This window comes from Bacillus sp. EE-W1 (assembly GCF_009760835.1).
GTDB lineage: Bacteria > Bacillota > Bacilli > Bacillales > Bacillaceae_G > Bacillus_A > Bacillus_A wiedmannii.
This window is the reverse complement of the sequence record NZ_WIPE01000064.1, coordinates 113,630-120,566: the sequence shown is the minus strand read 5'-3', so window position 1 is coordinate 120,566 and position 6,937 is coordinate 113,630. Positions and strand designations below refer to the sequence as shown.

At 33.1% G+C, this 6,937-nt stretch carries 6 protein-coding genes, 1 pseudogene and 2 other annotated features (1 of these 9 only partly in view); of the genes and pseudogenes, 5 read left to right on the top strand and 2 right to left on the bottom strand.

Going from position 1 to position 6,937, the window contains the following annotated elements; translation table 11 throughout:
- On the top strand, positions 1–124 hold a 124-nt coding region (locus GFJ36_RS29660; RefSeq protein ID WP_242016000.1), incomplete at its 5' end, for a 3D domain-containing protein.
- Between the two features lie 50 nt (positions 125–174).
- Here GFJ36_RS29660 and GFJ36_RS15405 read toward each other — a convergent pair.
- Positions 175–693 carry a kinase gene (locus GFJ36_RS15405; RefSeq protein ID WP_087983752.1) on the bottom strand — a complete coding sequence of 173 codons (519 nt, stop codon included), beginning with the start codon at positions 691–693 and terminating at the stop codon, positions 175–177.
- A gap of 100 nt (positions 694–793) precedes the next feature.
- Between GFJ36_RS15405 and GFJ36_RS15400 the strand changes: the two genes are divergently transcribed.
- The 3 genes and pseudogenes from GFJ36_RS15400 to GFJ36_RS29650 all read left to right on the top strand — a co-directional run bounded on the left by GFJ36_RS15400 (position 794) and on the right by GFJ36_RS29650 (position 2,192).
- On the top strand, positions 794–1,099 hold the full coding sequence (locus GFJ36_RS15400) for a YfzA family protein (RefSeq protein ID WP_087983753.1): 306 nt from the start codon (positions 794–796) through the stop codon (positions 1,097–1,099).
- A gap of 13 nt (positions 1,100–1,112) precedes the next feature.
- Positions 1,113–1,646, top strand: a pseudogene (locus GFJ36_RS29655) (GNAT family N-acetyltransferase); the annotation flags it as partial.
- A gap of 15 nt (positions 1,647–1,661) precedes the next feature.
- Positions 1,662–2,192, top strand: a complete 531-nt coding sequence (locus GFJ36_RS29650) for a cysteine hydrolase family protein (RefSeq protein ID WP_227558137.1) — start codon at positions 1,662–1,664, stop codon at positions 2,190–2,192.
- Between the two features lie 119 nt (positions 2,193–2,311).
- Here the strand turns inward: GFJ36_RS29650 and GFJ36_RS15390 are convergent, their stop codons facing one another.
- Positions 2,312–2,749, bottom strand: coding sequence for a YndM family protein (locus tag GFJ36_RS15390; RefSeq protein ID WP_097891848.1), 438 nt, complete (start codon positions 2,747–2,749; stop codon positions 2,312–2,314).
- Positions 2,750–2,928: 179 nt separating this feature from the next.
- On the opposite strand from GFJ36_RS15390, the gene GFJ36_RS15385 reads away from it, so the two are divergent.
- The gene (locus GFJ36_RS15385) at positions 2,929–6,408 is read left to right on the top strand and encodes a DUF4020 domain-containing protein (protein ID WP_176546168.1); all 3,480 of its coding nucleotides are present in this window, start codon (positions 2,929–2,931) and stop codon (positions 6,406–6,408) included.
- A gap of 107 nt (positions 6,409–6,515) precedes the next feature.
- Positions 6,516–6,751: a binding site (T-box leader), on the top strand.
- Positions 6,752–6,805: 54 nt separating this feature from the next.
- Positions 6,806–6,937 (top strand) — a binding site (T-box leader); it runs 103 nt beyond the window's last position.

The following is a 6,937-nucleotide window of genomic DNA, read 5'->3' as shown; positions in this document are numbered from 1 at the left end:
TGGCGAAGCAATTGCTGGTGATACTGGAAGTGCTATTAAAGGAAATCGTATTGATGTTTTAATGGGCTCAAAAAGTAAAGCTATGAATTGGGGAAGACAAACTGTTAAAGTTAAAATTCTTTAATAAATAAAGTTATCTAGATAGAAGTCAGTTCTCTTTATTGAGACTGGCTTTTATTTTTGTATCGCAACATCAGTAAGAATCGCATTAAATATATCTTTTTGCGTGAAGGTATCTGTAAAAATAGTTTCTCGAGCAACTTCAATTGTATCGTGCGGATTATACCATTTTTGTAGGGAACCCTCACCAAATTCATATCGTTTGTCCCTTGTATTATGTCGTCGAATCGTTTCTTTTAATGATAAATCAAAGTAATATGTATATGCCTTTCCTTCAAAAAAATGTATTAACTCTTTTAGCATTTCACCGTATCTACGACTGTTTAAAATGCCTTCTAAAATAACAAACTCACATTTTCCTTTTCCATACTTTGTAATTTCAAATAGTAAATCATGTGATAAATTTCCCATCGTATCATGTACGCTAAGCATATCTCTACGTACAACATCTTGTGATACTAAAAGTGTACCTTGTCCGAAATATTCTTGTAGTTGCTTTGCGATTGTTGTTTTACCACTTGCGGAGTTTCCTCTAAGAATGATTAATGTTGATTTATGTATAGGATTAGACATAATGAATTCCCCCAGCATGAATGATTATATAGAAAATTTTAACAAATAAACCATGGAAAGTGTATAATTAATAGGATGGAAATAAAAAGGTGGGAGCTAGATGGAACATGAATTAAATAAGGCGCAGCCGATTTGGAAACGGACATGGTTTCGCTATCTAGGGGCATTTATAATTGTTCAATTACTATTTATTATTTGTGAGATTATAGGATGGGCACCAAATTTTAAGCCAAGTGGAGATTTTTTAAATAGAATTTTACATTCTGAATTTTTCACGGAATGGTTCACTCCATATGAAATTCCTCATTTTAATGTGTTTACAGCTCTTTTTGCGATTACATTGTTACCATACGCACTAATAGGTGTAATGAAAGATTTCACAACAAGAAAAAATATAAATAATTAAAAAGAGGTATTATATGCTATTTCAAAAAGATAATATATCGATTAGATACGTAATAGAAGAGGATGCACCAATCATTTCAAAATGGTTAACAGACCCAGAAGTCTTGCGGTATTACGAAGGACGCGATAATCCGCAATCTGTAGAAATGGTACTGAATCATTTTATACATAATCCAAATAGTCATGAAAAAAGATGTTTAATAGAGTTTGATGCTGTTCCAATTGGTTACATACAAATGTACCCAATTGATTCTGAGTGGAAAACATTATATGGCTATGAAGAATCACAAAATGTATGGGGAATGGATCAATTTATCGGAGAGCCGACTTATTGGGGAAAAGGAATTGGAACGAAACTCGTTCAGGCAGAAATTAAATATATTATGGAGAACACGGGAGCAGAAGCAATTGCAATGGATCCGAAAGTAAATAATGAACGTGCGATAAAATGTTATGAAAAATGCGGCTTTAAAAAAGTGAAGATATTAAAGGAACATGAGCTGCATGAGGGGAAATTAGAAGATTGTTGGATGATAGAATACAAACAAAGGGAGCTGCGCGAAATGAAAAAAGCATTACTAGTAATTGATGTGCAAGCAGGTATGTATACAGCAGGAATGCCAGTACATAATGGGGAAAAGTTTTTAGAAATATTGCAAGAGCTTATTGGGGAATGTCGTTCAAATGATATTCCAGTTATTTATGTACAACATAACGGACCAAAAGATCATCCGTTAGAAAAAGGTACAGAGGGCTGGAAAGTGCATGAGGCGATTGCTCCGCAAAAAGGGGATCGTATCGTTGAAAAGACGACGCCAGATTCTTTCCATAAGACAAACTTAAACGAAGTATTACAAGAAAAAGGCATTGAACACGTTATGATTTCAGGAATGCAAACAGAGTACTGTGTGGATACGACAACGCGAAGAGCGTTTAGTGAAGGTTATAAAGTAACGTTAGTGAGTGATGCACATAGTACGTTTCATACAGACGTGTTACGTGCGGAAGACATTGTAAAGCATCATAATGTAGTGTTTGGAGCGTTTGCTAATGTTGTTGCGTTAAAAGATTTGAAAGTGACTGCCTCTAAATAAGAGGCAGTTTTTTATTATAAGATATATTAAAAAAATTGTTCATATAATTTCACATACCATAATGAAAATACACAAAAGGAGCACCACATAATTAAAAAGGGCGCTCCTGCATCAAAATGTTATTTCTTCTTATCTTTATCCAAAACATTCTGTTCTTCAGCAAATTCCGTACCATATGCAAAGCGGCGATTAATATGAATGTTATCGTTTTTGTGCCTTGTGTGTGAGTTAGAAAAGCGATGAACAATTACTTCAGATAATGTAAAGACAGTAGCGGAAAGGAAACTCCCCCATGCAATTTGCATGTAATTGTCTAATAAAATATTACCGAAAATCCATACGCTTAAATACGTTAGTAAGAAATCCGACATAATGGCACCGGTATTGCCTATTCGGTTTAATATGATTTTATCGACGAACATATAGGAAACGATTGTAACAAAGAGACTAAATGAAATAATTTGGACGAACGTTGCAGGGAAAAACAAAGCGAGTCCAATACTAAATGCGATAATGCACGATATAAATTTGATAAGTACTACAGTAAAACCATTCAATATTTACACCTCCGATTTATACATAGTTTTACAATAAATTTAGGAGTTCATACATTGTAACGAATATATTTACATAAAACTTTTTCATGTTCGTTTTTGTCTAAATATTAAAAAAACAAAGAAAAAATGTTATAGTAAAATGAGAGTATATGACATTTTTAGGTAAGGGGGAATCCATGATGTGGATTACTTCAGAAGTAGAAATTCCAGAGGAGTTAATTGATCATCTTGAACAAGGAAAGTTAGTACTATTTGTTGGAGCGGGAGTTTCTATGAAAGGGAAATCAAACTTACCGAATTTTGATGATCTAGTTGATGAGATTGCGAAAACGTTATATGTAGAAACGCGTGAAATAACAGAACCTCATGATTATTATCTTGGTAAAATTGCGAAAACAAAAGATATACATCAAGTTGCAAGAGATTTAGTTCATATTGAAAAATCAAAGCCGAATCCGCTTCATTATGCGATTCCGAGGTTGTTTCCTTTAGATACGGAAGTCCGCATTGTCACGACAAATTTTGATCGGCATTTTACAACTGCGATGAAAGAAATGAATAGAGAATTAAACGTATATTACGCACCTGCGTTACCTACAGGTAGAGCGTTTAAAGGACTCGCTTACATACATGGCAATATAGAACAAGAGAAAGAAGCTTTAATTTTAACAGATGGTGATTTTGGAAGGGCTTACTTGACCGAAGGCTGGGCAAGAAGGTTTTTAGTTGATTTATTCTCGAATTATACTGTTTTATTCGTTGGATATAGCCATAATGACCCAGTAATGAAATATTTGGCTACTGGTTTACCGCCAAGTACAAGGCGTTATGCATTTGTTGCACAAGGGGAAAATACGTACCATTGGGAGCATTTAGGAATACGGCCGATTGTATACCCGAATAAAGGTAATAATCATCAATCTCTTGTTAAAGCAGTGAAGCGATGGGCAGAATTAATGGGAGATAATTATATTACAAAACGAATGCGAATTCGTGACATAGTAACAGTTCCACCGTCAGTAGAGCAGGAACAATTATCATACATAAAACAATCCATAAAAAAAATTGAAACAGTCCGCTACTTTGTTGAATTTGCTCATGATTATGAATGGGTGGAATGGCTTGAAGCAGAAGGGAAATTACAAAATTTATTTTTAGTTACATCAAACGATAATGAGGTAGATGAATTACTTGCAGAATGGTTGGTGGAACAATTTCTTTTTAGTCATCAAAAAGAATTATTTCAATTAATTTTTAAAAATCATTCTAAAATATCTCCGTTATTATGGAGAACAATTTGTAGCTACTTAAACGAAACGAAAATTAAAATGGACCCGTTGTTGTTTGCAAGATGGACGCTTCTTTTATTAGAAACAGCTGAAAAAGATAGTAAATCTATTGAAAAAATTTCTTGCTTACTGCAAAAATGTTCTTTTCCTGAGCATAAAGAAATTGCTTTATTATTACTAACGTTTATTTTGGACGGAAAACTGAAATTGAAGCGGGAAAGAAAATGGGGAAATGATACGCAAGAATCAATAGAACTTGAGGAATCGAGTCGTTTACCAGTGTCTACATTTTCTTATGTGGAGCAAATTTGGAATGAGAAGATGAAACCTCATATTTCCTATTACGCCGTACCAATTATGATGATGGGAATAGAGAAGATGCGAATGTTATCACTACGACAAACGGCACTGAAAAAAAAGGATAAGGAAAATGTTGAAAAAGAGTTTCAGCAAAATGATCTTGCATTTTTAATTCAAATTGTAAAAGAGTGTTTAGCTTATTTGTGTGAAAATAATGAAAAAAAAGCAAATTATTATATTACAGAAATGATAAAAGCAAACAGCATGCTTCAGAACCGAATTGCAATTGATGCGATGAATAAAAATAGATTCGTTAGCGCTGATGCCAAAATGAAATGGTTGTTACAGGAAGGACTTTTTTTAGATGTCACGTATAAACACGAAGTTTTTCAACTTATAAAAAATCATTTCGCACACTCTTTAGAAAAAACAAAGGAAGAGGTTATTCAAATTGTATTGAAGGACCTTGCAGAGGAGAGAGCATTTGATGCTTGTTTAGTTTTAGATTTATTATTCACTTGTGATTCGAATAGTCCATCTACAGCAAAAGGTTATGAGTTAATGAAGCAAAAACATCCTCACTTTCATTCTGATCGATATAGTGTACAAAAGAAAGAGACGGCAGATCAAAGTATTACTTGTAATGTAACTGCTGATGGATTATTGCAGTTGAAAGACGATGAAATTATGAAGCAAGTTCGTCAATTTTCTCAAGATGGTGTTTTTGAACAACGCCATTTTTTAGAGATGTTATCGAAAGCATGTAAGTTGAATACAGAATGGAGTATTTCATTTGCCTATCAATTAGTTGGTATGCACGAAATAAGTAATGAAGTATGGTTTGTTTGTATTAGAGAGTGGCGAAATAACCGAGGATTGACAAATGAACAAATCCAAAAAGTAATTCCGCTATTACAGAAATTTGTTAGAAATACTGCTTTTCATTGGTTAATTAGTAGCTTTCTATATGAGATTAGTAATCGATTAGAAGAGTTAGAGGAAAATAGTATACGCAGTGTGAAACGTTTTGCTTTTTCGGTATTCCCTCAAGTAATGAAAAGTGATACAGATTTTAAGCTTGGAAAACAAGACTTTTACAATGAATCGATCCAGCATCCTGTTGGGAAAATGACAGCTGTATTATTAAAACTGTTATCATATGATCATTTATACGATCGTAATGTATATGAATATTTATTTTTATTTGAAGAACAAGTAAGAGTTAGTAAAGTACGGACAAATTTTATGTTAGCTCGTTTAGTAGCAGATGTTACATTTCTTTATCATATTGAGAAGCAATGGTGCCGAAAATATTTGTTGCCATGCTTAGATTTAAAGAAAGAAAATGAGATTACGAAATATGCATGGGCAGGCTTATGTTACACGCAAATCAATTTACCTTTATTTACAGAAATGAAACGATTTATTAAGTATGCAGTAGAACATTTGGAAGTATTACATCCGCATACGAGGGAAGCTTTCTTGAAATGGCTCAGTTTTGTATTTATTAAATGTGTACTGTATTGGGAGCAAAAAACAGATTGGTTATACCCGTTACTTATACAAGAAAATGAAGAAAATAAAATTAAATTTATGCAGTTTTTATGCTATTATGTCAAAACGTTAAGTGCAAAAGAACAACACAAATTTTGGGCATCTTGGCTCAGTGTATTTTTGCGAGAGCGACCGAAAATGGGTGAAATCACAGCTAGAGAATATGTAATGCTTTTGCGTATTATTTTATTTATGGATGAAATAGTAGAAAGAGGATTATCTATAATAAAAACATTTTCAGGTTTGGTTGGAAAAGGGAATCAAACGGAGTTAAAACAGTTGTTTAATGAAATACTTGAAAAGACAGAGAGTATAAAAATGTATAAAGAATTGTATGCAAATGTATTTTTCACTTTACTACAAACGCTTCAAGAAGCCGATTTACTTGAAACTGAAATCATTCAAATAAAAGAAATATTAATCCAGTATGGAGTAGAAAAATATGTATTAAATGCAATAGATAATGAGATAATTCGCATCGGAATTGTTATGGAGAATTTACAAGAAGAAATGTAGGGCGGAAGTGGAATTTTAAAAAAAATATAAAAAGTTGTTGACAGTGTTTTGAAAAGCGTTCTATAATACGAATCATACTTATTCAATTTCAAAAACATTTGAATAAACAAAGTGCAATGAAGAGATCACAGTAGTGGTTAGTCTTACTGTAACAGAGAGCTGGTGGTTGGTGTGAACCAGTACAGGGATAATCATGAATTACAGTCTTGGAGCATCTTTTTCGTAGTAAAGATAGTATTGTCTTTATGAAGGGAAAGACGGTCAGATGATCGTTAACAATGAAGAGAGGTAGACGAAATAAGTCTACAACTAGGGTGGTACCGCGATAAATATCGTCCCTACTGATTTATTCAGTAGGGACTTTTTATATTTTAGTGGTCTAACTTGAAAATTAAATATATATGCGTTGAAAGGAAAAGCAGTAGTTGTTGTTTCCCTGTAACAGAGAGCTGGTGGTTGGTGCGAACCAGTACAAAAACAAGAGCGAATTACAGTCCTAGAGCATCTTTTTCGTAGTAAAGATAGTATT